General features: G+C 65.2%; 21 protein-coding genes. 6 read left to right on the top strand and 15 right to left on the bottom strand.

Going from position 1 to position 21,371, the window contains the following annotated elements; all coding sequences use genetic code 11:
• Window positions 1-60 precede the first annotated feature (60 nt).
• The 6 genes from ACSYS9_RS09060 to ACSYS9_RS09035 all read right to left on the bottom strand — a co-directional run bounded on the left by ACSYS9_RS09060 (window position 61) and on the right by ACSYS9_RS09035 (window position 3,565).
• Entirely contained in the window at window positions 61-438 is a 378-nt protein-coding gene (locus ACSYS9_RS09060; RefSeq protein ID WP_071228971.1) for a hypothetical protein, read from the bottom strand.
• A complete protein-coding gene (locus tag ACSYS9_RS09055; protein WP_143048237.1) occupies window positions 435-1,043 on the bottom strand; it encodes a hypothetical protein in 609 nt (202 codons plus the stop codon). The genes ACSYS9_RS09060 and ACSYS9_RS09055 overlap by 4 nt, the downstream gene beginning before the upstream one ends.
• A gap of 47 nt (window positions 1,044-1,090) precedes the next feature.
• Window positions 1,091-1,456, bottom strand: a complete 366-nt coding sequence (locus ACSYS9_RS09050; protein ID WP_081352340.1) for a hypothetical protein — start codon at window positions 1,454-1,456, stop codon at window positions 1,091-1,093.
• Window positions 1,457-1,546: 90 nt separating this feature from the next.
• On the bottom strand, window positions 1,547-1,774 hold the full coding sequence (locus ACSYS9_RS09045) for a DUF2283 domain-containing protein (RefSeq protein WP_071228973.1): 228 nt from the start codon (window positions 1,772-1,774) through the stop codon (window positions 1,547-1,549).
• 127 nt (window positions 1,775-1,901) lie between these two features.
• Window positions 1,902-2,135: a hypothetical protein gene (locus ACSYS9_RS09040; protein WP_218141874.1), complete on the bottom strand. Its 234-nt coding sequence runs from the start codon at window positions 2,133-2,135 to the stop codon at window positions 1,902-1,904.
• A gap of 554 nt (window positions 2,136-2,689) precedes the next feature.
• The gene (locus tag ACSYS9_RS09035; RefSeq protein WP_071228975.1) at window positions 2,690-3,565 is read right to left on the bottom strand and encodes a LysR family transcriptional regulator; all 876 of its coding nucleotides are present in this window, start codon (window positions 3,563-3,565) and stop codon (window positions 2,690-2,692) included.
• A gap of 102 nt (window positions 3,566-3,667) precedes the next feature.
• Here ACSYS9_RS09035 and ACSYS9_RS09030 point away from each other — a divergent pair, with 102 nt between their 5' ends.
• Together ACSYS9_RS09030 and dbpA are read left to right on the top strand one after the other, a co-directional pair.
• Entirely contained in the window at window positions 3,668-4,747 is a 1,080-nt protein-coding gene (locus ACSYS9_RS09030) for a YeiH family protein (protein ID WP_071228976.1), read from the top strand.
• Between the two features lie 84 nt (window positions 4,748-4,831).
• Complete coding sequence (gene dbpA, locus ACSYS9_RS09025; RefSeq protein WP_071228977.1) at window positions 4,832-6,208, top strand: ATP-dependent RNA helicase DbpA; 1,377 nt, start codon at window positions 4,832-4,834, stop codon at window positions 6,206-6,208.
• Between the two features lie 174 nt (window positions 6,209-6,382).
• Here dbpA and ACSYS9_RS09020 read toward each other — a convergent pair whose 3' ends face one another.
• From ACSYS9_RS09020 to ACSYS9_RS09005, 4 genes are all read right to left on the bottom strand, one after another.
• Complete coding sequence (locus ACSYS9_RS09020; protein ID WP_071228978.1) at window positions 6,383-6,919, bottom strand: adenine phosphoribosyltransferase; 537 nt, start codon at window positions 6,917-6,919, stop codon at window positions 6,383-6,385.
• A 712-nt stretch (window positions 6,920-7,631) separates the two neighbouring features.
• A complete protein-coding gene (locus ACSYS9_RS09015; protein WP_071228979.1) occupies window positions 7,632-9,197 on the bottom strand; it encodes a protein adenylyltransferase SelO in 1,566 nt (521 codons plus the stop codon).
• 32 nt (window positions 9,198-9,229) lie between these two features.
• The gene (locus tag ACSYS9_RS09010; RefSeq protein ID WP_049461212.1) at window positions 9,230-9,919 is read right to left on the bottom strand and encodes a glutathione S-transferase family protein; all 690 of its coding nucleotides are present in this window, start codon (window positions 9,917-9,919) and stop codon (window positions 9,230-9,232) included.
• A 189-nt stretch (window positions 9,920-10,108) separates the two neighbouring features.
• Complete coding sequence (locus ACSYS9_RS09005; RefSeq protein ID WP_004153307.1) at window positions 10,109-10,318, bottom strand: cold-shock protein; 210 nt, start codon at window positions 10,316-10,318, stop codon at window positions 10,109-10,111.
• 301 nt (window positions 10,319-10,619) lie between these two features.
• Here ACSYS9_RS09005 and ACSYS9_RS09000 point away from each other — a divergent pair, with 301 nt between their 5' ends.
• Complete coding sequence (locus tag ACSYS9_RS09000; RefSeq protein ID WP_010484520.1) at window positions 10,620-11,108, top strand: YaiI/YqxD family protein; 489 nt, start codon at window positions 10,620-10,622, stop codon at window positions 11,106-11,108.
• 6 nt (window positions 11,109-11,114) lie between these two features.
• Here the strand turns inward: ACSYS9_RS09000 and ACSYS9_RS08995 are convergent, their stop codons facing one another.
• Window positions 11,115-11,993, bottom strand: a complete 879-nt coding sequence (locus ACSYS9_RS08995) for a pseudouridine synthase (protein WP_071228980.1) — start codon at window positions 11,991-11,993, stop codon at window positions 11,115-11,117.
• A 124-nt stretch (window positions 11,994-12,117) separates the two neighbouring features.
• Here ACSYS9_RS08995 and ACSYS9_RS08990 point away from each other — a divergent pair, with 124 nt between their 5' ends.
• From ACSYS9_RS08990 to ACSYS9_RS08980, 3 genes are all read left to right on the top strand, one after another.
• Window positions 12,118-12,666 (top strand): YaeQ family protein, encoded by a 549-nt coding sequence (locus ACSYS9_RS08990; RefSeq protein WP_049400101.1) that lies wholly within the window; start codon window positions 12,118-12,120, stop codon window positions 12,664-12,666.
• On the top strand, window positions 12,663-13,847 hold the full coding sequence (locus tag ACSYS9_RS08985) for an NAD(P)/FAD-dependent oxidoreductase (RefSeq protein ID WP_071228981.1): 1,185 nt from the start codon (window positions 12,663-12,665) through the stop codon (window positions 13,845-13,847). The genes ACSYS9_RS08990 and ACSYS9_RS08985 overlap by 4 nt, the downstream gene beginning before the upstream one ends.
• A 91-nt stretch (window positions 13,848-13,938) precedes the next feature.
• The gene (locus tag ACSYS9_RS08980; protein WP_049400115.1) at window positions 13,939-16,008 is read left to right on the top strand and encodes a GGDEF/EAL domain-containing response regulator; all 2,070 of its coding nucleotides are present in this window, start codon (window positions 13,939-13,941) and stop codon (window positions 16,006-16,008) included.
• Between the two features lie 71 nt (window positions 16,009-16,079).
• Here the strand turns inward: ACSYS9_RS08980 and fabV are convergent, their stop codons facing one another.
• The 4 genes from fabV to yajC all read right to left on the bottom strand — a co-directional run bounded on the left by fabV (window position 16,080) and on the right by yajC (window position 21,319).
• Entirely contained in the window at window positions 16,080-17,339 is a 1,260-nt protein-coding gene (gene fabV / locus ACSYS9_RS08975; protein WP_071228982.1) for an enoyl-ACP reductase FabV, read from the bottom strand.
• A gap of 721 nt (window positions 17,340-18,060) precedes the next feature.
• A complete protein-coding gene (secF, locus tag ACSYS9_RS08970) occupies window positions 18,061-19,041 on the bottom strand; it encodes a protein translocase subunit SecF (RefSeq protein ID WP_071228983.1) in 981 nt (326 codons plus the stop codon).
• A gap of 15 nt (window positions 19,042-19,056) precedes the next feature.
• Complete coding sequence (gene secD / locus ACSYS9_RS08965; RefSeq protein WP_071228984.1) at window positions 19,057-20,913, bottom strand: protein translocase subunit SecD; 1,857 nt, start codon at window positions 20,911-20,913, stop codon at window positions 19,057-19,059.
• Between the two features lie 61 nt (window positions 20,914-20,974).
• Window positions 20,975-21,319 carry a preprotein translocase subunit YajC gene (gene yajC / locus ACSYS9_RS08960; RefSeq protein WP_005409257.1) on the bottom strand — a complete coding sequence of 115 codons (345 nt, stop codon included), beginning with the start codon at window positions 21,317-21,319 and terminating at the stop codon, window positions 20,975-20,977.
• Window positions 21,320-21,371 lie beyond the last annotated feature (52 nt).

The raw sequence follows: 21,371 nt of genomic DNA, 5'->3' as shown, positions 1-21,371 counted from the left end.
GTAGAGTCGAGCTTGCTCGACTACCCAGCCAGGCCCGACTGGCGGCAATGAAGCGACGGGTCAGGCTGCGGCCTTGATCCTTCTGACTTCTGGGGTCAGTGCAAAGCAGTCCTCCAACGGTTCCCCCTCCAGCGCCCAGTACTCAATCAGATCGAGGTGCTCCAAAAGGCCAGCGGCAAGCGCGTCCAATACAGCGGCGATGCTGTGATCCTGAGGGTTCGCGCCCGAGGAAAGCAGATCATTGCTCACATCAAGCGCCAGGATCATCAACTCATTCCTGACATCCCGTGGATAGCCGCCGGTGCGATATGCCGCCATGTATCGATCCAGCCATGCACTGGTCCGATACTCATCAGAAAGCTCATATGCCCAATCCTGGGTATAGGAATCACCGGATGGCAAGCCGAGATCGAGGCAGATCCTGTCAACAGCCTTCATCTTTCACTCCCACGGATCTCCACTCTCTCAGTGCGCACGCTTTCAAGAGAGATGTCTGCCAACAGCGCCATAGCGGACTCTGTCATCAACAAGCCTCCAAAGTCGGCCCATGAAACGCAGTTAATGGGGGCGTCCGCACAGTCGATGTACTTCGCTCCACGCCCATGACCAAATCGCGCGCCACATCCGACACATACCCGATCTTCCGCCCCGAGCCATGGTTGTCCATCAAAATATGAAGGCTCGTCTCCCTTGAGCGTCACCCAAGGGCGCTTTCCGACAAGTGCATGATGCGATTCCAGCGGACCGCCATCTCCTGCGAGCCACACCCTTCCGAAGTTGAAAAACGCACGGGATACCGCTGAAATCCTAGAGAAGATCCTAGTGGAAACAATAACCGGCGAAGCGTATTCCGAGAAGAACATGTCGGCTCTCTTCGGGATTCGCTGATCAACAATCAGGTCGGCGCCTGACACATCATTGGGCATGTAGTTCCCGCAAGACTGACAGATGAGGGACCCCGTCGCCTTCTGGCGCCACATCTCATTCTGATCGACAACATCCGCCCCCGAATAATAAACGTGCCAAAGACTATGCGATTTCATGCTCAATCCTGGCGAAGAACGCAGACTCACAGTGGCACCGCGCTGAATCAATAGAACACGGCCCTGCAGTCCGACAGATCAAAAATGCGCCCGTCCGACAGGACAATCCTGCCGCCGACCATTCTTCCGATGAACAGTCCCAGCGCCTCAGCCGCTTGCTCAAAGTACCTCCTCCAGCCATCAATATCCCCCTTGTATGACAAGCCACGCAGAAGCTCTCCAGAAGGCAACCGTAGGTTGCAGTTCTCCGTGATGGCTCCGCCACTCTCGGGAAGAGAAGAACTCGAGTAGTCAGTCAACTTTTGAAAGAGGCCCTTCCCATGGAAGCGACCACTCCCATCATCCGAGACATAGCAATACTCGCGCCCCTCCACAGGGATCAGGCCGGGAATTTCTCGATCATCTATCGCCACGGGACGTCCACATTGAACAGCGAACCTGGAGCCCCCCCCCCCATCAGGCAATTGCCCCAAGATAAAAACGCCGTGCATTTCGCCACCATCTCAATCGACCAGTGTCTCGCTAACACGAAGGAACTCCAGCCCAACCAGTTCGCCATCCTTGTCAAAGTCCAGAAGCACTTCTGGGCCCCGATAGTTCTCAATCAGCGAGCCCAACGAAATGTGCTTCGCGACCGAGCCTGGGTCGCCCTTTCCCGCATGTGCCGGAAGGTACAGATAGGCAACGTCATCATTTCGCCTTCTCTCCAGTCTTATCTTCGACTTGACCACGCGTGATTCCTTACTGGTCTGGTGAGGACGCCCACGGCCCCGGGGTTGCGCCACCTCCCCTAAAGAACCGCCGCCAGCCTCCCCCACCTTGAACGGACTGGCCCGACGGACGGGCGTTGGCGGCGAATCAGCCCTGACACAGGCCGTTGAGCACATCTGCCAGCTCACTGTAGGTAATTGCAACCTGCGGATATTCTTCATCATCGACAAAATATTCAAGAATAGCCGTTTGCGACAGATGCTCGAAAGTAAGGTGTACAAGGTTAAACCGGATGACCTTCCTTTCCCTCGCCCACATACCACTGAGAATCAGGCTCTTCATCCGCTGACTGCCGCGGATCGACTCAGCCAGGGCGTGCATCGTATTTTCCTTCATTTCACCACCATCATCGCATCTCGCGCGTAGACGGAAACCGACCTATGGCCTCGCTTGAAACGCTGAACTGAATAGATGAAACATGGTTGCATCGCCCCCCTCTCCAAGGGAAGTTCGCTTTGCGGCACTTGTTGTCGCATTCAACCATTGCAGGACTTCCGTGCCGCATGCAGTGCGCCCGCTTGAGACTCCGCCGCGTCATTGGAGTGGCAGAACAAGCATCCTCGACCGTCCAACGCTGCGATCGGAATTTACCGCCTCGCCCCCATGTGCAGCCAGATCGGCCTCATCGAGCCTCTCTCACCGGTTTCGCAAGGGCCGGCGGAATGATTCAAAAACTCCACTCCTGATTTCCAATGCGAGCCTTTGCTCAACCGGCAAACCGAAATGACTGACAAGCGCAGGCATCAATGAATTCATTACTCAATCCAATCTCTCTGTCTACGTAGCCCTATCACTCCGGACGGGCAATACATCAGCATCACGATGGCAAAGCAGCTTTCAGTATTCGATCACTGATTCATCGCCCCCAAGCACCTCTACCCCACCTCCCCCAACAACGCCTGCAACCCCGGCAGCCATTGCTTGCCGGGGTGACGTACCAGCCACAGGGTGCGCTGCAGCGGAGGCAGCGGAGTCTCGAGCACGCGCAGGCGACCGAGGGCCAGCGGCTCTTCCAGCGCATGACGGGAAAGACAGGCCAGGCCAAGACCGGCGATGGCGGCCTGCTTGATCGCTTCGGTATTGCCCAGCTGCAGGGTCTGGGCGAAGCCGCGCAGGTGCGGCAGCAGCGCCTGTTCCACCGCTTCGCGGGTGCCGGAGCCCGGTTCGCGCAGCAGCCAGCGTGCGCCGCGAAGTTCATCCAGCGACCAGCGTGCGGGGGCCTCGGCGGCCGCCACAATCACCAGCGGGTCCTGCTGCCAGGCCGTGACCTGCAGGCCGCGCTCGTGGCACGGGCCTTCGATCAGGCCGGCGTCCACGTCCAGTCGCTGCACGGCGGCGACCACGCCGGCACTGTTGTCGATGCGCAGGTCGACTTCCGCCTGCGGCGCCTGGCGCAGCAGTTCGGCAATGCGCGGCGGTAGCAGGTAATTGCCGATGGTGGTGCTGGCGGCCAGCACCAACCGCAGCGGTGCGCCCTGCGACGGGTCGCCGCCGGCGGCCAGCTGCCGCTCCAGATCGGCGGCGTTGACCAGCAGGGTGCGCGCCGGCTCCAGCAGCGCGCGGCCATGTCCATTCAGGGCCAGGCGGCGGCCGATGCGGTCGAACAGCGGGGTACCGAAGTGCGCCTCCAGTTCCTGCAGCGCGGCACTGCTGGCCGACTGTGAAAGGGCGATGGCCTGGCCGGCGGCGGTGGTGCTGCCATGGTCGGCGATGGCGACGAAGACCTGCAGCTGGCGCAAGGTCAGGCGCATGCTATTTACCCGTTTGATAGGTAGGTTTCACCCATATTATTCGTTTTACAGGTCGATCAAGCAGGCGCACGCTTGCCCCATCCCTCCAGCCCTGCCCCTGCCATGAACGCCCCCGCTCTCTCCTCCTGGTCCCTGCCCGCCCTGCGCCAACGCTGGCAGCCGCGCCTGCCCGGCCTTCTGCTGGTGGGCCTGATCGCGGCGGCGTCGCTGTACCTGGCCGAGCTTCCCTGGTTGCAGGCGCATGGCCTGAGTGCACTGACCGTCGCCATCGTCGCCGGCATCGTGGTCGGCAACACCCTCTACCCGCAGCTCGCGCCAAGCAGCGCGGCCGGCGTCGGTTTCTCCAAGCATTGGCTGCTACGCGCCGGCATCGTGCTGTACGGCCTGCGCCTGACCTTCCAGGACATCGGCCATGTCGGCGTCAGCGGCGTGCTGATGGACGTGCTGGTGGTCGCCAGCACCTTCGGCCTGGCCTGCTGGCTGGGCGTGCGTGTGTTCAAGATGGAGCGTGAGGCGGCAATGCTGATCGGTGCCGGCAGCGCGATCTGCGGCGCGGCAGCGGTGATGGCCGCCGAACCGGTGGTGCGTGGCCGCGCGGCACAGGTCACGGTGGCCGTGTCGACGGTGGTGGTGTTCGGCACGCTGGCGATGTTCCTGTACCCGGCGCTGTATGCCCTGGTGCAGTCGCACGGCTGGCTGGCGATGGACGCGCGACAGTACGGCCTGTTCACCGGTGCGACGGTGCATGAAGTGGCACAGGTGGTGGCGGCCGGCCGCGCGGTCAACGAAGCGGCAGCTGATACGGCAGTGATCACCAAGATGGTGCGGGTGATGCTGCTGGCGCCGTTCCTGGTCGCGCTGTCGCTGTGGCTGGCGCGTGGCGGCAAGGCCGGCGCCGACGGCAGCAAGGCGCGCATCGTGGTGCCGTGGTTCGCGTTCGGTTTCGTGGCGGTGGCCGGTTTCAACTCGCTGCATCTGCTGCCGGCCAGCCTGCAGGCGGGGCTGGTGCAGCTGGACACCGTGCTGCTGGCGATGGCGATGGCCGCGCTGGGCCTGACCACCCACGTCTCGGCGCTGCGCCAGGCAGGCCTGAAGCCGCTGCTGCTGGCGCTGATCCTGTTTGCGTGGCTGCTGTTCGGCGGGCTGGCGATACACCAGGGTGTGCTGGCGGTGCTGGGCTGAGCAGGAGCGTGCCGACCAAGGTCGGCACCCACATGGATGAAGGCCCCAGGACGGGGCCGGCCGCGCGGACGGGTACAATGCGCCATGACTGACTTCTCGACCCTGCCGCTGAGCCCGGCCCTGCAGCCCGGCCTGGACGCCCTCGGCTACACCACCCTCACCCCCGTGCAGGCGCAGAGCCTGCCGGCCATCCTGGATGGCCGCGATGTGATCGCACAGGCGCCGACCGGCAGCGGCAAGACCGCCGCCTTCGGCCTGGGCCTGCTGCAGGCCATCGACCCCAGCCTGATCCGTGTGCAGGCGCTGGTGCTGTGCCCGACCCGCGAACTGGCCGACCAGGTCGGCAAGCAGATCCGCAAGCTGGCCACCGGCATCCCCAACCTGAAGCTGCTGCTGCTGGTTGGCGGCGTGCCGCTGGGCCCGCAGCTGGCATCGCTGGAAGGCCACGATCCGCATGTGGTGGTCGGCACGCCCGGCCGCGTGCAGGAACTGGCACGCAAGCGTGCGCTGAACCTGGGCGCGGTGCGCACGCTGGTGCTGGATGAGGCCGACCGCATGCTCGACATGGGCTTCGAAGAGCCGATCCGCGAGATCGCCGGCCGCACCCACAAGGATCGCCAGAGCCTGCTGTTCTCGGCCACCTTCCCCGACAGCATCCGCGCCATGGCGCGTGACCTGCTGCGCGACGCAGTGGAAGTGACCGTGGAGGGTGCCGACCAGGCTCCGGCGATCCGCCACCTGTTCTGCGAGGTGGAACCGGCGCACCGCCAGAAGGCGCTGGCTGGCCTGCTGCTGAAGTACACGCCGGAATCGGCGGTGGTGTTCTGCAACACCCGCAAGGACGTGGACGAAGTGGCCAACTCACTGCAGCAGTTCGGCTTCTCCGCACTGGCCCTGCACGGCGACATGGAGCAGCGCGACCGCGAGGAAGTGTTGTTGCTGCTGGCCAACCGCAGCTGCAACGTACTGGTGGCCAGCGATGTGGCCGCACGCGGCCTGGACGTGGAAGAGCTGGCGGCGGTAATCAACTATGAGCTGCCGACCGACGTGGAGAGCTACCAGCACCGCGTGGGCCGTACCGGCCGTGCCGGTGCCAGCGGCCTGGCGATCAGCCTGGTGGCCGGCCGCGAGAAGACCCGCGCCGAAGCCATCGAAGCGCAGATGGGGCAGCCGCTGGACTGGCAGAAGACGCCGCTGGCAACCTCGCGCCCGGCCGAACTGCCGCAAGCCGCGATGCGCACGCTGCGCATCGACGGCGGCAAGACCGACAAGCTGCGCCCAGGCGACATCCTCGGTGCGCTGACTGGTGATGCCGGCCTGTCGAGCAAGTTCATCGGCAAGATCGCGATCTTCCCGACCCGCTCCTACGTGGCGATCGCCCGTGAGCAGGCCAACAAGGCCGTGGCCAAGCTGGAAGCCGGCAAGATCAAGGGCCGTCGTTTCCGCGTGCGGATGACGTGATTGAAGCAGCGTTGCCAACCACGGTTGGCAACGATCTGACCTGGTAGTGGCCAACCTTGGTTGGCCCGTCCATGGCACCAATCGCGAAAAGCGCTGCCAACCAAGGTTGGCAACTACCAGAGCTAATGGCCTGGAGCCGGTAGTTGCCAACCTTGGTTGGCACCCACCCTTCGATCAGAACACCAGTTCGGTGTACAGCGGCAGATCCGCTTCCCAGCGCGCGCGGCCGCCGAGACCGTCGAGTTCGACCAGTACACCGGCGCCGACCACGTCAACGCCCAGGCGGCGCACCAGCGACAACGCGGCGACCAGCGTGCCGCCAGTGGCCAGCACGTCGTCGATGATTGCGACGCGGGCACCGGCCGGCAGCGCATCGGCGTGCACTTCGATGCAGTCACTGCGGTATTCCAGCGTGTATTCCTCGCGCAGCACCTGGCCCGGCAGCTTGCCCGGCTTGCGCACCGGCACGAAGCCGACGCCCAGTTCCAGCGCCATCGCGGCGCCGAGGATGAACCCACGCGATTCGATACCGATCACCGCGTCCAGCTTCTGGTCGCGCCAGCGGTCGGCCATCGCGGTGATGGCACCGCGGAAGTCCTCGCTATGGGCGAGCAGCGGCATGATGTCCTTGAAGAGGATGCCGGGCTTGGGGAAGTCGGCGATGTCGCGCAGGCGGGAGGCCCACTGCGGAGCGACGATGGCGTCGGTCATGTCACGTTGGCTATCTGATGGCGGCATAGGGTACCTGTTCCGGGCGTCGCCTGCCTGTTGAGGGGTATCGGCCGGGCTGCGCCCGGCACCTGCAGAGGCTTCAAGCCAAGGCAACGGCAACGGCAACAGCAACAGCAACAGCAAGGGCAACAGCGAGTTTCCTGTGGGATGGCGGGGTGGGTCCGGTTGCGGGGGACGCTGCAAGTACGTCCATGTAAGCTCGGTCGCCGCTTGCTCGTGTGCGCTGTCCTGCGCACATGGCAAGACCGGGGTTGGGCGTCCTCCCCAACCCGCCCGAGGCATGCCTCGGGCCCATGCGGCTCACGCCCCCGCAACCGGACCCACCCTGCCTTCGACAGATTTCTGCGATCTGTCGGGCATTGCTTTCTGTAGATCCACGCCATGCGTGGATGAATCTTCATCGAAATCCAATATTTCGAAAATTGAACGAAGAGCATCCACGCATGGCGTGGATCTACCGTGTCGACCAAGGTCGACACCTACCCACAGCAACGGGAATCTGTCGGAGGTGGGGCGGTGTGGGGCTGCAGGACCGTTGGCGCCATTGATGGCGCCATCGAGCCCCCATGGACGGGTTTACGGCGTGTCCTGCAGCCCCACACCGCCCCGCCAAACCACGGAAGCCAGCTCTTGCCTTGGCTTTTGATCTGGCCTCTGCGGGTGCAGGGCGCAGCCCTGCCGAAACCCACCCTCAGGAACTGCAGGACAGCATCGAGCAGCCGGCGCGGTTGTCGGCCCAGGCCGGGCGCTTGCCGGCGAAATGCTCCAGCCCGGCACGCTCGGTGTACGGATCACGCAGCACGTCCTGCAGTGCGTGAACGCCACCGAGGTCGCCCTGCTCTGCACGATCGATGGCTTCCTGCGCCAGCCAGTTGCGCAGCACATACAGCGGATTGGCCGCGGCCATCTTCGCCGTGCGCTCAGTGGCCGACAGCGGATCGGCCTGCAACCGTGCCGCGTAGTCCTGCAGCCACTGCTGCAACGGAGCCTGCACCGCCTGCTGGCGCGCCTCGTCGTAGTACACCGCGTCCAGAACCGTCGCATCCGCTGCCGTCGGATCGATACGCATCAGCGCGCGCCAGGCCAAGGTCATGTCCATGCCACCGTCCTGCATCAACTGCGGCCAGCGCAGGTAGAGCTGCAGGTCGTCATCGTCGGCAGCGGCCAGGCCCAGCTTGGCTGCGGCATCGCGACGGGTGCAGGCCACGAAGGTGGACTGGTAGGCCGCCAGACCGGCCTGCAGCGGCGCCACATCGGCGAACAACGGCGACAACGCCTGGGCCAATCGGCTCAGATTCCAGTACGCCACCTGCGGCTGGGTACCGAAGCGATAACGGCGGCCCTGCGCGTCGGTGGTGTTCGGCGTCCACTCCGGGTCGAAGTCCTCGACCCAGCCGTAGGGACCGTAGTCGAGCGTGAGGCCGAGCACGGACAGGTTGTCGGTGTTCATCACGCCATGCACGAAGCCGACGCGCATCCAGTGCGCGATCATCTCGGCAGTGCGCACCGCGATCTGCGCAAACCAGTCGCCATACAGCGCCTCGCCCTGCCCTTCCAGCTCGGGGAAATCACGGACGATGCAGGCATCGACCAGCTGCTGCAGCAGGGCGGTTTCACCACGCGACGCAGGCAGCTCGAACGAACCGAAGCGCAGGAACGACGGCGACACCCGGCATACGATGGCACCAGGCTCGGCGCGCAGATGACCGTCGTAGAACATGTCACGCACCACGTCGTCGCCGGTACCGACCAGCGACAACGCGCGCGTGGTCGGCACCCCCAGATGGTGCATCGCTTCGCTGCACAGGAATTCGCGGATGGACGAGCGCAGCACTGCGCGCCCATCGGCGCCGCGCGAGTAAGGCGTGGGGCCGGCCCCCTTCAGCTGCAGCTCCCAGTGGCGGCCATCCGGCGCGACCAGTTCACCCAGCGAGATCGCACGGCCGTCGCCGAGCTGGCCGGCCCAATGGCCGAACTGATGGCCACCGTAGTTGGCCGCCCATGGCTGCATGCCTGCGTACAGTGCGTTGCCACCGAATACACGGGCGAAGCCTTCGCTCTCGACCTCAGCGGTATCGAAGCCCAGCATTTCGGCCACGTCCGGCGCCCAGGCCAACAGTGTGGGCGCCGTCACCGGGGTCGGCATCACTGGCGACCAGGCCGCGCCCAGCACTTCACGCCTGCGCGGGCCGGATTCGGGGTCGCCCGGCAGGGTATGCAGCAGGCGGTTGTCGAAACGGGGGCTGTCGGTATCCATGGTGCTGAAGATGGGGGCGACGGCCGCCCTCCTCAATTGCCGCTGAGCGCCTGCAGGTGGCCGCCGTGGGCCTCGGCACGCTGGTAGGCCGGGCGCTCACCGATACGCTTGAGGAAGCCACGCAGTGCCGGCTTGTCGTCGAGGCCACCACCGCGCGCGGCAGCGGCCTGGATCGGGAAGCTCATCTGGATGTCGGCCGCACTGAAGCGCTCGCCAGCAAACCACGGGCTTTCGGCCAGGCGGCGCTCCATCCAGTCCAGGTGCAGGCGCCGCTGCGGACCGATGAAGCCGCGCTCGGCCTTGTCGGCGATGCTGCGTGCGATCGGGCGCGCGAAGAACGGCATCGGTGCGCTGCGGATGCGACCGATCACCAGGGTCAGCAGCAGCGGCGGCATCGCCGAACCTTCGGCATAGTGCAGCCAGTAGCGGTAGGCGATGCGTTCAGCTCCGTCGGCCGGCATCGGTGACGGCGACAGCTGGCGCTGGGTGTCGTAGCGGTCGGCAAGGTAATCGAGGATGGCGCCGGATTCGGCCAGCACCAGCTCACCATCCTGCAATACCGGCGACTTGCCCAGCGGATGCACGTTGCGCAGTTCCGGCGGCGCCAGCAGCGTCTTCGGATCGCGCGGATAGCGACGCAGCTCGTAGTCCAACCCCAGCTCCTCCAGCATCCACAGCACGCGCAGGGAACGGGAGTTTTCCAGATGGTGGACGATGCGCATGGACGGTTCCGCGATGGGAGGATGCATCTGATCTTAGCCCGCCCAGCTGCATGCCTTTTGTAGAGTCGAGCTTGCTCGACTGCTTTCCAGAGACAGTCGAGCAAGCTCGACTCTACAAAACAACGGGCAATAAAAAACGCCGGAAGCTTTCGCTTCCGGCGTTCTGGCTACCAAACGGTAGCAGACGGATTAGACCGCCTGCACCTGGTCAGCCTGCATACCCTTCTGACCCTGGACGGCGATGAAGGTAACCTTCTGGCCTTCCTGCAGGGTCTTGAAGCCGGTGCCCTGGATGGCACGGAAGTGCACAAACAGGTCCGGGCCGCTTTCCGGGGTGATGAAGCCGAAGCCCTTGGCGTCGTTGAACCACTTGACGGTGCCGGTCTGACGATCAGACATTTGACTAACTCCTGAAACACATGTTGAAAAAATCGCAGCCACCGGGTATCGGGGCCGAGACTGAGTTGCAGGCGTTGGTAAAGCGGATCGATGAGCGGATCGTGAGATCAACTGCACCAGGCCACGATTCACGGTGACCCTAGCAAACACAGTGGGACGAACGATACGCGTGTTTTCTGCAAAAAGCGATAGCCCGGACGTTCATGGGCAGACCCCGCCCGCTAGACGTGACAAGGGCTGGCAGCCGATCGAGGCTAACTCCGAGCCCCCATTCAGGATTTTCCTACCCTACACTGGGTAAATGACTGAAGCTGAAACCCAAGCTGAACCCGCTCTCCCACGCATCTGGGTAGACGCGGACGCCTGCCCCACCGTCATTCGCGACATCCTGTTCCGTGCCGCTGAACGCGTTGGGATCGAGCTGACCCTGGTCGCCAATCAGTGGATCCGGACCCCGCCCTCACGTTGGCTGCGCTCGATCCAGGTCCCCCAGGGCCTGGACGTGGCCGACAGCGCCATCGTCGAGCGGGTCGCCGCCGGTGACCTGGTGGTCACCCAGGACATCCCGCTGGCCGCTCTGGTGCTGGAGAAGAAGGCGGTGGCGCTGAACCCACGCGGCCAGCTGTACACCCCGAACAACATGGCCGAGCGGCTGTCGATGCGCAATTTCATGGAAGAGCTGCGCGGCGCCGGGGTGCAGACCGGGGGCCCACCGCCGCTGGGCCCGCGCGACCGGCAGCTGTTCGCGGCCGAGCTGGACCGCTGGCTGGCGCGACGCCCGGTTCGCTGAACGACCCTACCCGCTCTGGCCGGGCAGGCACAGGCGACGCTGGCTGCTGAACCGCCTGGGCTCCCCACTCAATGGATCGTCGAAGGTCAGCCCCTGCGCCAGCAGCTGCAGGGGTGACTCGACCGTTTCATCCGGGCGCGGCCTCAGCTGCGGATACAGGTCATCGCCCTCGATGGGGGCGCCCAGCATCGCCATATGCACGCGCAGCTGGTGCTTGCGGCCGGTTTCCGGCCGCAACCGGTAGCGCCAGACCGGCCCCTCGGCCTCGATCAGCTCGATCCGGCTGCGGGCATTGGGCTCGCCCGGCACTTCGGCCATGCGGAAGAACGGCTCCCCCGGCACCAGACGACTGTCCCGCTGCAGCGGAAACTCCAGCCCCGGCAGCGCCGGTGCCAGCGCCTCGTAGGTCTTCCCGATGCGCCGCTCGCGGAACAGCCGCTGGTAGGCATCACGCGTGCCTGCCTGGGTGGAAAACAGCACCAGGCCGGCGGTCAGCCGGTCCAAGCGGTGCAGCGGCACCAGCTCGGTGTTGCCGGTGCGGGCGACCAGGCGCGACAGCAGGGTTTCCCGTACATACCCACCGGCCGGCGTCACCGGCAGGAAGTGCGGCTTGTCGACCACCAGCAGGTGCGCATCCAGATGCAGGATGGTCTCGGCAAAGGGAATCACCGGCTCGTCGGCCACCTCGCGGAAGTACTGGATTTCCAGCCCCACCTGCCAAGGCATGTCCGGCGCCAGTGCCCTGCCCTGCGCATCCTGCACGCGGCCTCGGGCGAAGCGGTCCTGCCATTGCGCACGGTCGATGCGCGGGAAACGCGCGCACAGGCCATCGAGCAGGCTGGACCAGTGGCCGGGCGGCAGCTGCAGGCGGCTGGGCAAGGTCATGGCGTCCACTCCGGCCACGGGAAAGAGCGCAAGAGTGCCACCGTTGACGCTGCGCAGACAGACCGGCAACGGACACCCCTGGAGCAAACCTCTATCATTGTCGTCTTTAGTCCACGGACCCCCCATGGCCCTCACCGCCACCATCCGCAAGGCCGAACTGCAGATCAGCGACATGGATCGCGGCTACTACGCGACCCACAACCTGACCCTGGCCCAGCACCCGTCCGAGACCGACGATCGCCTGATGGTGCGCCTGCTCGCCTTCGCGCTGAACGCCGGCGACCGCCTGGAATTCGGCCGCGGCCTGAGCACCGATGACGAGCCCGATCTGTGGGAACACGACTACACCGGCGACATCCTGCAGTGGATCGACCTGGGCCATCCGGACGAATCGCGCATCCGCAAGGCCAGCAATCGCAGCCGCCAGGTGCAGGTGATCAACTACGGCGGCAACGCCTCGGAGATCTGGTGGGGCAAGCAGAGCAAGGGCCTGGCACGCTTCGACAATCTCTCGGTGGTTGATCTGGACGGTGAATTCGTCGAGCGCTGGGGCCAGCAGATCCAGCGCGCCATGCGCTGGAGCGTGCTGATCCAGGACGGTGAAGTGCAGCTGCTCAACGACCAGATCCAGCTCGACGTGATCCCGAACTGGCGCAAGCGCGCCAAGGCATGAGCACGATCCGTTGCGACGTGGTGGTCATCGGCGCCGGTGCGGCCGGGCTGATGACCGCGATCACGGCTGGCCAGCGCGGCCGCCAGGTGCAGGTGATCGACCATGCCAACAAGGTCGGCAAGAAGATCCTGATGTCCGGCGGTGGCCGCTGCAACTTCACCAACACCGGCACCACTCCGGCCAACTTCCTGTCGGCCAACCCGCACTTCTGCAAGTCGGCACTGGCGCGCTACACGCCCTGGCACTTCATCGAGCTGGTCAGCAAGCACGGCATCGCGTATCACGAAAAAGAGCTGGGCCAGTTGTTCTGCGATGTCTCGTCCAAGCAGATCGTGAAGATGCTGGTGGACGAATGCCAGGCGGCAGGCGTGCAGGTGCGTACCGACTGCAGCGTGCAGCGCATCGAGCATGGCAGCGATGGTTTCCGCGTGCACACCACGCAGGGCCTGTTCCATTGCGCCTCGCTGGTGGTGGCCACCGGCGGCCTGTCCATTCCCAGCATGGGCGCCACCGGCTTCGGCTATGAAGTGGCCCGACAGTTCGGCCACCAGGTGCTGCCGACCCGCGCCGGGCTGGTGCCGCTGACGCTCAGCGGCAAGCACCAGGAACGGCTGGCCGATCTCAGCGGCGTCGCTCTGCCCATCGAGGCGCGCTGCAACGGAAAGAGCTTCCAGAATTTCATGCTGCTGACCCATCGCGGCGTGAGTGGCCCGGCGATCCTGCAGATCTCCTCGTTCTGGCAACCCGGCGACGCGCTGGAGCTGGACCTGCTGCCCGGCCAGGATGCCGGCGAGTGGTTGCGCCAGATGAAGCGCGAACGTCCTGCCGCCGAGCTGCGCACGGTGCTGGCCGAGGTACTGCCGAAGCGGCTGGCACAGCGGTTGTGCGAACACTGGCTGCCCGACCGGCCCGTGCGCCAGCTGGACGAGCCGGTGCTGCGCCAGGCCGCACAGCTGCTGGGCGCGTTCCCGCTGGTGGCCAGTGGTACCGAGGGCTACCGCACCGCCGAGGTCACCCTGGGCGGCGTGGATACCGCCGAGGTCTCGTCCTCGACGATGGAATCCAAGCGCGTGCCCGGCCTGCATTTCGTCGGCGAGGTGCTGGATGTGACCGGCTGGCTGGGCGGCTACAACTTCCAGTGGGCCTGGGCCAGCGGCCACGCAGCCGGTGGCGCGGTGTGAACCACATCGCCGTTCAATGCGTGCAAGGGGTGCGCGCATGGACGGTTCGCCGCGCATCGTGTATCTAGATTTGCAGATTGGGGAGCAGTGCATGCAGAACGCGAACGACATCACCATCCGCCTGCTGATCGTCGATGACAGCGGCGAGAATGCCGAAGCCATCGTCAGCACGCTGCGCAACAGCGGCATCGCGGTACGCCCGTGGCGTCCGCAGGATGCAGCCGAGCTGGCCCAGGTGCTGGCCAGCCAGGCCATCGACCTGGTGCTGGCTTCGCCCTCCCAGGGCATCCCGCTGCCACTGGTGGCCCAGCATATTGCTGCCAGCGGCAAGGACATTCCACTGGTACTGCTGGCCGAGCGCATCGACGAGGACGAACTGGTGCAGGCCAGCAGCCATGGCATCCGCGCCCTCGCCCTGCGCCAGCGCCCCGAGCACCTGCTCGCCGTGGTCCGCGACCAGTGGGTGGACCTGCAGGCACGCCGCGGCCTGCGCCGCATCGAGGCGCAGATGCGCGAGACCGAGCGCCGCTGCGACGCGCTGATCGCCTCCTCGCGCGACCCCATCGCCTACGTGCATGAAGGCATGCACATCCGCGCCAACGACGCCTATCTGGAGATGTTCGGTTACGAACATTTCGACGACATCGAAGGCATCTCGCTGCTGGACATGGTCGCCGCCCAGCATGTGGAAGGCTTCAAGCAGCTGCTGAAGGGCCTCAGCCGTGGCGAGGCGCCGCCGCCCCAGTACCAGCTCGACGCGCGCCACGAGGATGGCAGTGCGTTCCCGGCGACGATGGAGTTTGCCGCTGCCACCTACGAAGGCGAATCCTGCCTGCAGGTGGTGCTCCGCCGCCGCATGGAATTCGACCCTGAGCTGGCACGTGAGGTCGAGGACCTGCGCCAGCGCGACCAGGTCACCGGCCTGCTCAATCGCCCGACCTTCATGCTGCAGCTGGAAAGCGCGGTGGCCCAGGCCGGGCGCAGCGAAGGCCAGTTCGGCCTGCTGCTGATCGAGCCGGACCACTACGCGCGCCTGCTGCCGGACATTGGCCTGGCCTCGGCCGACACCCTGATCGGCGCGCTCGCCGCGCTGCTGGCCGAAGTCGTTGGCGAAGACGCACAGCTGGCCCGCTTCGGCGAGCACAATTTCGCCGTGCTGCAGGCCGGGCCCTATGCGCAGACCGTGGCACTGGCCGAGCGCATCCGCGAAGCCTACGCCGCACACGTCTTCAGCATCGGCGCGCGCTCGGCCACGGTAACGGTCAGCATCGGTGGCGTGCAGGTGGGCGAGAAGATCGCCAGCATCGGCCAGGTGCTGGCGCGCGCCAGCGAGTGCACGCAGGCCGCCGCCGAACTGGGCAACACCTGCCGCATCTTCGACCCGGCTGCCGCCGACCGCGTGGAGGAAGAACGCGTGCTGCGCTGGGTCGCCCGAATCCGTGAAGCGCTGGCCGGTGACGGCTTCCAGCTGCACTACCAGCCGGTGCTGAACCTACAGGGCGAGTCGCTGGAGCTGTATGAGGCCTACCTGCGCCTGGAGCACAATGGCGAACTGCTGAGCCCGACCGCGTTCCTCGGTATCGCGGAGGAGCACGGCCTGCTGGCCGACATCAACCGCTGGGTGGTGTCACGGGCCATCGCGGTGCTGGGCCAGCGTGCACGCGAAGGCCATGCCACGCAGATGCTGGTGAAAGTGACGCCGGAATCCTTCGACGACCCGCAGATGATCGCTACCCTGCGCCGCGAGCTGCAGGCTCAGGGTGTGCCTGGCGAACGGCTGTGGCTGCATGCGCCGGAAGCGAAGGTGTTCACCCACCTGCGCAGTGCACAGCAGTTCCTTGCTGAAGTGGCACCGCTGGGCTGCCGCATCGGCCTGGAGCAGTTCGGTTCGGGGCTGGATTCGTTCCAGCTGCTGGCCCACTTCCAGCCGCAGTTCCTCAAGCTGGACCGCGGCTTCACCGGTGACCTGGCGGCCACCCGCGAGAACATCGATCGCATCAGCCAGATCACCGCGCGCGCGCAGGAAGCCGGCATCCGCACCATCGCCGAGTTCGTCAGCGATGCCAATTCGATGACGTTGCTGTTCAGCGCCGGCGTGGACTACGTGCAGGGCGACTTCGTCGGCCCGGCGTTGCCGGAGATGGGCTTCGAGTTCGGATGACCGATGGTAGTGCCGGCCGCTGGCCGGCACCACCCAAAGAGAAGGCCGGCTTTCGCCGGCCTCTTCGTTGATCAGGTCATGTCGACCAGGTTTTCGATCTTCACGTCCGGATTGACGTCGGCCTCGTAGTCGACACCCTCCACGCCAAAACCGAACAGGCGCAGGAAATCGGCCTTGTAGCCGGCCAGATCGCTGATCTCGTACAGGTTCTCGTTGGTCACCTGCGGCCACAGCGCGACCACCTTGCCCTGCACGTCCGCGGCCATTTCCTTGTAATCGGCACGCAGGCGGCCTTCGTCATCGACCAGCGCAACGGTGTGGCCATCGCCATCGACCAGGTCGTGGCGCAGACGATCGACCGCCACGCCATCGGCCTTGCCGCCGTAGAGGATGTCGTACAGCACATCCAGCTGTTCGATGCAGCCTTCGTGGGTGCCCTTTTCCTTCATCACCTTGAACAGCAGCGACAGGTACAGCGGCATGGTCGGAATGGCCGAGCTGGCCTGGGTGACTACCGCCTTCAGCACCGACACGCGCGCGTCGCCGCCGATTTTCGCCAGCTTTTCGCGCAGGCCCAGCACCTTGGTGTCCAGGTCCTTCTTGGCGGCGCCGATGGAGCCGTTCCAGTAGATCGCCTGGGTGATCTCTTCGCCCACGTAGGTGAAGGCGGTGGTGGTGCAGCCGTTGGCCAGCACGCCGGCATCGGCCAGCGCATCGATCCACATCTGCCAGTCCTCACCGCCCATCACCGCAACGGTACCGGCGATTTCTTCCGGGGTGGCCGGCTGCAGGTGGGTCTCGGTCAGCACTTCCTTGTCGGTATCCAGGCCACGCAGGGTGATCGGCTCACCGATCGGCTTCAACGTGGAGCTGATGATCTCGCCGGTCTTCGGATGCTTGCGGCGCGGCGCGGCCAGGCTGTAGACGACCTGGTCGACCTGGCCGAGATCGGCCTTGATCATCTCGATGGTCCTGGCCTTCACTTCATCGGAGAAGGCATCGCCGTTGATGCTCTTGGCGTACAGGCCAGCTTCGTCGGCGTACTTGTGGAACGCGGCCGAGTTGTACCAGCCCGCGGTGCCCGGCTTGGTTTCACTACCCGGGCGTTCGAAGAAGATGCCCAGGGTGGCGGCGCCACTGCCGAAGGCGGCAGTGATGCGCGCAGCCAGGCCGTAGCCGGTGGAGGCGCCGATCACCAGCACGCGCTTGGGACCGTTCTGGATCGGCGGACGCGCGCGGATGTAGTCGATCTGCTGCTTGACCGCGGCCTCGCAGCCGGTCGGGTGGGTGGTGACGCAGATGAAGCCGCGGACGCGCGGTTTGATGACCATGGATACCTCGGGTTGGCAGATGCGGCGCACGGGGCGCTCAGCAGGAATACGGGTGCGCGCCTGCGCGCGCGAACCGCAGGATCGTAGTGCGCGGGGGCCGAATGCACAACCGACGCTGGCGTAGGGTGGGGTTTGTTCTGCAGGGTTGCACCCTGCACCCGCAGAGGCCGGAGCAACGGCCGGAGCCGGAGCAATTTCAAAAGCTGGGTTCCTGTGGGTTGGCGGGGTGGGTCCGGTTGCGGGAGACGCCGTAAATCCGTCCATGGAGGCTTGGCCGCGGCATCCATGCCGCGGACACCCCCGCAACCGGACCCACCCCGCCTTCGACAGATTTCCGCGATCTGTTGGAGCGGCATCCTGCTCTGGTAGGTGTCGACCTTGGTCGACATGGATGAACTCATTCAATATCTGACAGATGTGTCGACCAAGGTCGACACCTACCAACAGCCGCGCGATCCAACAGCCGCAGGAATCTGTCAGAGGTGGGGCCATGTGGGTTGGCAGGACCGTTGGCGCCATGGATGGCGCCATCGAGCCCCCATGGATGGGTTTACGGCGTGTCCTGCCAATCCACATGGCCCCACCATTCCACGGAATGCCCGCTGTTGCTATTGCTGTTGCCGGCCAGCGGCCGGCACTACCGCGGGTGCAGGGCTGCAAGCCCTGCCAACAAAAAACCCCGCTTGCGCGGGGTTCTCTGCGTGCTGCGTGCAGCGGGTGCTTACGGGCGACGGGCCAGGGCCTCGATGTCCTTCGCCTTCGGCAGCAGGTCCTGCTTGCTGACGCGCAGGAAACCGATCGTCAGCATCGGCACCGCCACCAGGATCGAGGACAGCACTACGATCACCGCACCGATCATGTGCGTCTCGGCCAGGCCTTCCATCGAGCTGCCGCCGTACATGTACAGGGCCAGCGCCGACAGGAAGAACATCACCGCGGTGATCACCGTACGCGACAGCGTCTGGTTGATCGAACGGTTCAGCACTTCCATCGAGTCCACGCGCAGGCTGCGGAAGTTCTCGCGGACGCGGTCGAAGACCACGATCAGATCGTTGATCGCAAAGCCCATCACCGACAGCAGGCCGGCCAGCACGGTCAGGTCGAACTCACGGCCCAGCAGGGACACGTAAGCGACCGTCACGATCAGATCGAACATCGCCACGATGCTGGCGGTGACCGCGAACTTCCATTCGAAGCGCACCGCGATGTAGATCAGGAAGCCGGCCAGCATGAAGATCGTGGCGTACAGGCCATTCATCGCCAGGTCCTTGCCGATCTGCGGGCCCACGAACTCGTTGCGGAGCACGGTGGCCTGGTTGTCGGCGGTGGACAGGGCCTTCACCACGGCGGCGGCGGTGGCCTTGTCCTCGTGCGCGGCGTCACCGGTACCGGCAGCGTGCTCACCGTGCGGGGCCAGGCGGATCAGCAGATCGGTGTTGCCACCGACGCTCTGCACCTGGGCACCGTCGAAGCCACTTTCCTCGAGCTTGGTACGGACCTGCTCGACGTCCACCGCCTTGTCGAAGCGGGCTTCGATCAGGGTGCCGCCGGTGAAGTCCAGGGCGTAGTTGAAGCCCTTGAAGCCGATGATGGCAACCGAGGCCAGGAACACGATGACCGTGACGACCATCGCGACATGGCGCCAGCGCATGAAGTCGATCTTGGTGTCGTTCGGGAGGATGTGCAGCGGAAACAGTTTCATGTGCGTGTCGTCCCGTCAGATGGCCACGTTCTGGAGCTTCTTGCGGCGGCCGTAGATCAGCGTCGCCAGCGCACGCGACACGGTGATCGCGGTGAACATGGAGGCGAAAATACCGATGATCATGGTCAGCGCGAAGCCCTTCAGCGGACCGGTACCGAATGCGAACAGCGCCACACCGACGATCAGGCCGGTCAGGTTGGCGTCGAGGATGGTGCCGGAAGCACGCTCGTAACCGGTCACGATCGCGGTCTTGCCCGGCACGCCGGCACGCAGCTCTTCACGGATACGCTCGTTGATCAGCACGTTGGCGTCCACCGACAGGCCGACCGACAACGCCAGGCCGGCGAAGCCCGGCAGGGTCATGGTCGCGCCGAACAGCGACATCACCGCTACCACGATCAGCAGGTTGAACAGCATCGCGATCGAGGTGATCACGCCGAACATGCGGTAGTAGACGCTGAAGAACACCAGGGTGAACAGGAATGCGAACACCACCGCGCGCATACCGTTCTTGACGTTCTCGGCACCCAGGCTCGGGCCCACCACGCGCTCTTCGACGAAGTCCATCGGCGCGGCCAGCGAGCCGGACTTCAGCAGCTTGGCCAGGTCCTCGGCTTCCTTCTTCTGCAGGCCGGTGGTCTGGAAGTTCTTGCCGAACACGCCGTTGATGTTGGCCACCGAGATGACTTCCTCGTTGACCTTGAAGCCACGCACTTCCTGGCCGTCAACGACGGTCACGGTCGGCACGCGCTCGGTGTAGACCACCGCCATCGGCTTGTTCACGTTGGCGCTGGTGAAGTCGAACATGCGCTGGCCGCCGACATTGTTCAGCGTCACGCTGACCGCCGGAGAGCCGCTGTTCGAATCGGTCACCGCCTGCGCGCCGACCATCTGGTCACCGGTGACGATCACGCGCTTGTTCAGCAGGACCGGACCACCGCCATCACGACGCTGGTAGACCTTCGCTTCCGGCGGAATGCGCCCGGAGTTGATGGCGTCCTGTGCATTGCCGTCAACCACGGCCCGGTATTCCAGGGTAGCGGTGGCGCCGATCATGCGCTTGGCTTCGGCGGTGTCCTGCACGCCCGGCAGCTGCACCACCACGCGGTCAGCACCCTGGCGCTGGATGATCGGCTCGGCCACGCCGAGCTGGTTCACGCGGTTGCGCAGGGTGTTGATGTTCTGCTCGATGGCGCCGTTGGCGATCTGGGTGATCTCGGTTTCCGGCACGGTCACCGTGATGCGATTGCCACTGACGTCGTAGCCGAGGGTCGGCTGCGCCTTCACCAGGGCAGTGCGGGCACGCTGCGCGGCGTCGTCACCGGCGGACGGGCTCAGGTTCGCCACGATGCTGTTGTCAGCGCGGCGTTCCACCGACTGGTACGGGATGCGCGCATCACGCAGGGTGCTGCGCACGTCTTCGGTATAGGCGTCCAGACGCTTGTCCAGAGCCGCCTTCTGGTCGACCTGAAGCACGAAGTGCACGCCGCCCTGCAGGTCCAGGCCCAGCACCATCGGACGACCGCCGAGGTTGGCCAGCCAGTCCGGCACGGTCGAGGCCAGGTTCAGGGCCACGGTGTACTGCTCGCCAACGGTGTCGCGCAGGGCGTCGCTGGCAGCGGACTGCGCCTTCAGGTCCGGCAGGCGGACAATCAGGCTCTCCCCTTCCTTCTCGGCACCGACGGTGGCGACACCGGCCTTCTTCAGGTCGGCCAGCACACGGTCACGCAGCGCATCGTCGATCTGGCCGCCACGGTTGGCGGTGATCTGGAGGGCCGGGTCCTTCTGGTAGATGTTGGGCAGCGCGTACAGCGCGCTGAGCGCCAGTACGATCAGGATGACGACGTACTTCCAGCGTGGAAATTCGAGCATTGCTTGGGTCCCGCGCGGCGCCATCCCCGGCGCCGCGGTTGTGCATCGGAAAGGGAGTGGCTTACTGGGCCGACTTCAGGGTACCGGCCGGCAGCACGTTGCCGACAGCGCCCTTCTGCACGCGGATGCGCACGTTGTCCGCCACTTCAATGGTGATGAAGTTGTCGCCGATGTCGGTGACGATGCCGGCGATGCCGCCGTTGGTCAGCACTTCGTCGCCACGCTTGATCTTCTCCAGCATGGCCTTGTGCTCCTTCTGCCGCTTCATCTGCGGGCGGATCATCAGGAAGTACATGATGGCGATCAGGATGACCGGGAACAGCAGCGTGGTCAGGCCCATGCCCTGCGGTTGGCCGCCGGCGGCCTGGGCGTGGGCGGCGGGAATCAGGAAGGCAAGCAGGTTCATCGTTGGTCCTTTGGTTGGGCGGCGCTCCGGCCCTTTCACGGGCACGGGGTGT

This window comes from Stenotrophomonas sp. STK17_22 (genome assembly GCF_051983905.1).
Lineage (GTDB): Bacteria > Pseudomonadota > Gammaproteobacteria > Xanthomonadales > Xanthomonadaceae > Stenotrophomonas > Stenotrophomonas maltophilia_A.
Note: the sequence above shows the minus strand (reverse complement) of the source record. Positions and strands in the feature narration are given on the sequence as shown.

Coding starts and splice junctions, on each gene's coding strand:
- ACSYS9_RS09060 (WP_071228971.1), bottom strand. CDS start 438: ATGAAGGCTGTTGACAGGATCTGCCTCGATCTCGGCTTGCCATCCGGT.
- ACSYS9_RS09055 (WP_143048237.1), bottom strand. CDS start 1,043: ATGAAATCGCATAGTCTTTGGCACGTTTATTATTCGGGGGCGGATGTT.
- ACSYS9_RS09040 (WP_218141874.1), bottom strand. CDS start 2,135: ATGCACGCCCTGGCTGAGTCGATCCGCGGCAGTCAGCGGATGAAGAGC.
- ACSYS9_RS09035 (WP_071228975.1), bottom strand. CDS start 3,565: ATGCGCCTGACCTTGCGCCAGCTGCAGGTCTTCGTCGCCATCGCCGAC.
- ACSYS9_RS09030 (WP_071228976.1), top strand. CDS start 3,668: ATGAACGCCCCCGCTCTCTCCTCCTGGTCCCTGCCCGCCCTGCGCCAA.
- dbpA (WP_071228977.1), top strand. CDS start 4,832: ATGACTGACTTCTCGACCCTGCCGCTGAGCCCGGCCCTGCAGCCCGGC.
- ACSYS9_RS09020 (WP_071228978.1), bottom strand. CDS start 6,919: ATGACCGACGCCATCGTCGCTCCGCAGTGGGCCTCCCGCCTGCGCGAC.
- ACSYS9_RS09015 (WP_071228979.1), bottom strand. CDS start 9,197: ATGGATACCGACAGCCCCCGTTTCGACAACCGCCTGCTGCATACCCTG.
- ACSYS9_RS09010 (WP_049461212.1), bottom strand. CDS start 9,919: ATGCGCATCGTCCACCATCTGGAAAACTCCCGTTCCCTGCGCGTGCTG.
- ACSYS9_RS09005 (WP_004153307.1), bottom strand. CDS start 10,318: ATGTCTGATCGTCAGACCGGCACCGTCAAGTGGTTCAACGACGCCAAG.
- ACSYS9_RS09000 (WP_010484520.1), top strand. CDS start 10,620: ATGACTGAAGCTGAAACCCAAGCTGAACCCGCTCTCCCACGCATCTGG.
- ACSYS9_RS08995 (WP_071228980.1), bottom strand. CDS start 11,993: ATGACCTTGCCCAGCCGCCTGCAGCTGCCGCCCGGCCACTGGTCCAGC.
- ACSYS9_RS08990 (WP_049400101.1), top strand. CDS start 12,118: ATGGCCCTCACCGCCACCATCCGCAAGGCCGAACTGCAGATCAGCGAC.
- ACSYS9_RS08985 (WP_071228981.1), top strand. CDS start 12,663: ATGAGCACGATCCGTTGCGACGTGGTGGTCATCGGCGCCGGTGCGGCC.
- ACSYS9_RS08980 (WP_049400115.1), top strand. CDS start 13,939: ATGCAGAACGCGAACGACATCACCATCCGCCTGCTGATCGTCGATGAC.
- fabV (WP_071228982.1), bottom strand. CDS start 17,339: ATGGTCATCAAACCGCGCGTCCGCGGCTTCATCTGCGTCACCACCCAC.
- secF (WP_071228983.1), bottom strand. CDS start 19,041: ATGAAACTGTTTCCGCTGCACATCCTCCCGAACGACACCAAGATCGAC.
- secD (WP_071228984.1), bottom strand. CDS start 20,913: ATGCTCGAATTTCCACGCTGGAAGTACGTCGTCATCCTGATCGTACTG.
- yajC (WP_005409257.1), bottom strand. CDS start 21,319: ATGAACCTGCTTGCCTTCCTGATTCCCGCCGCCCACGCCCAGGCCGCC.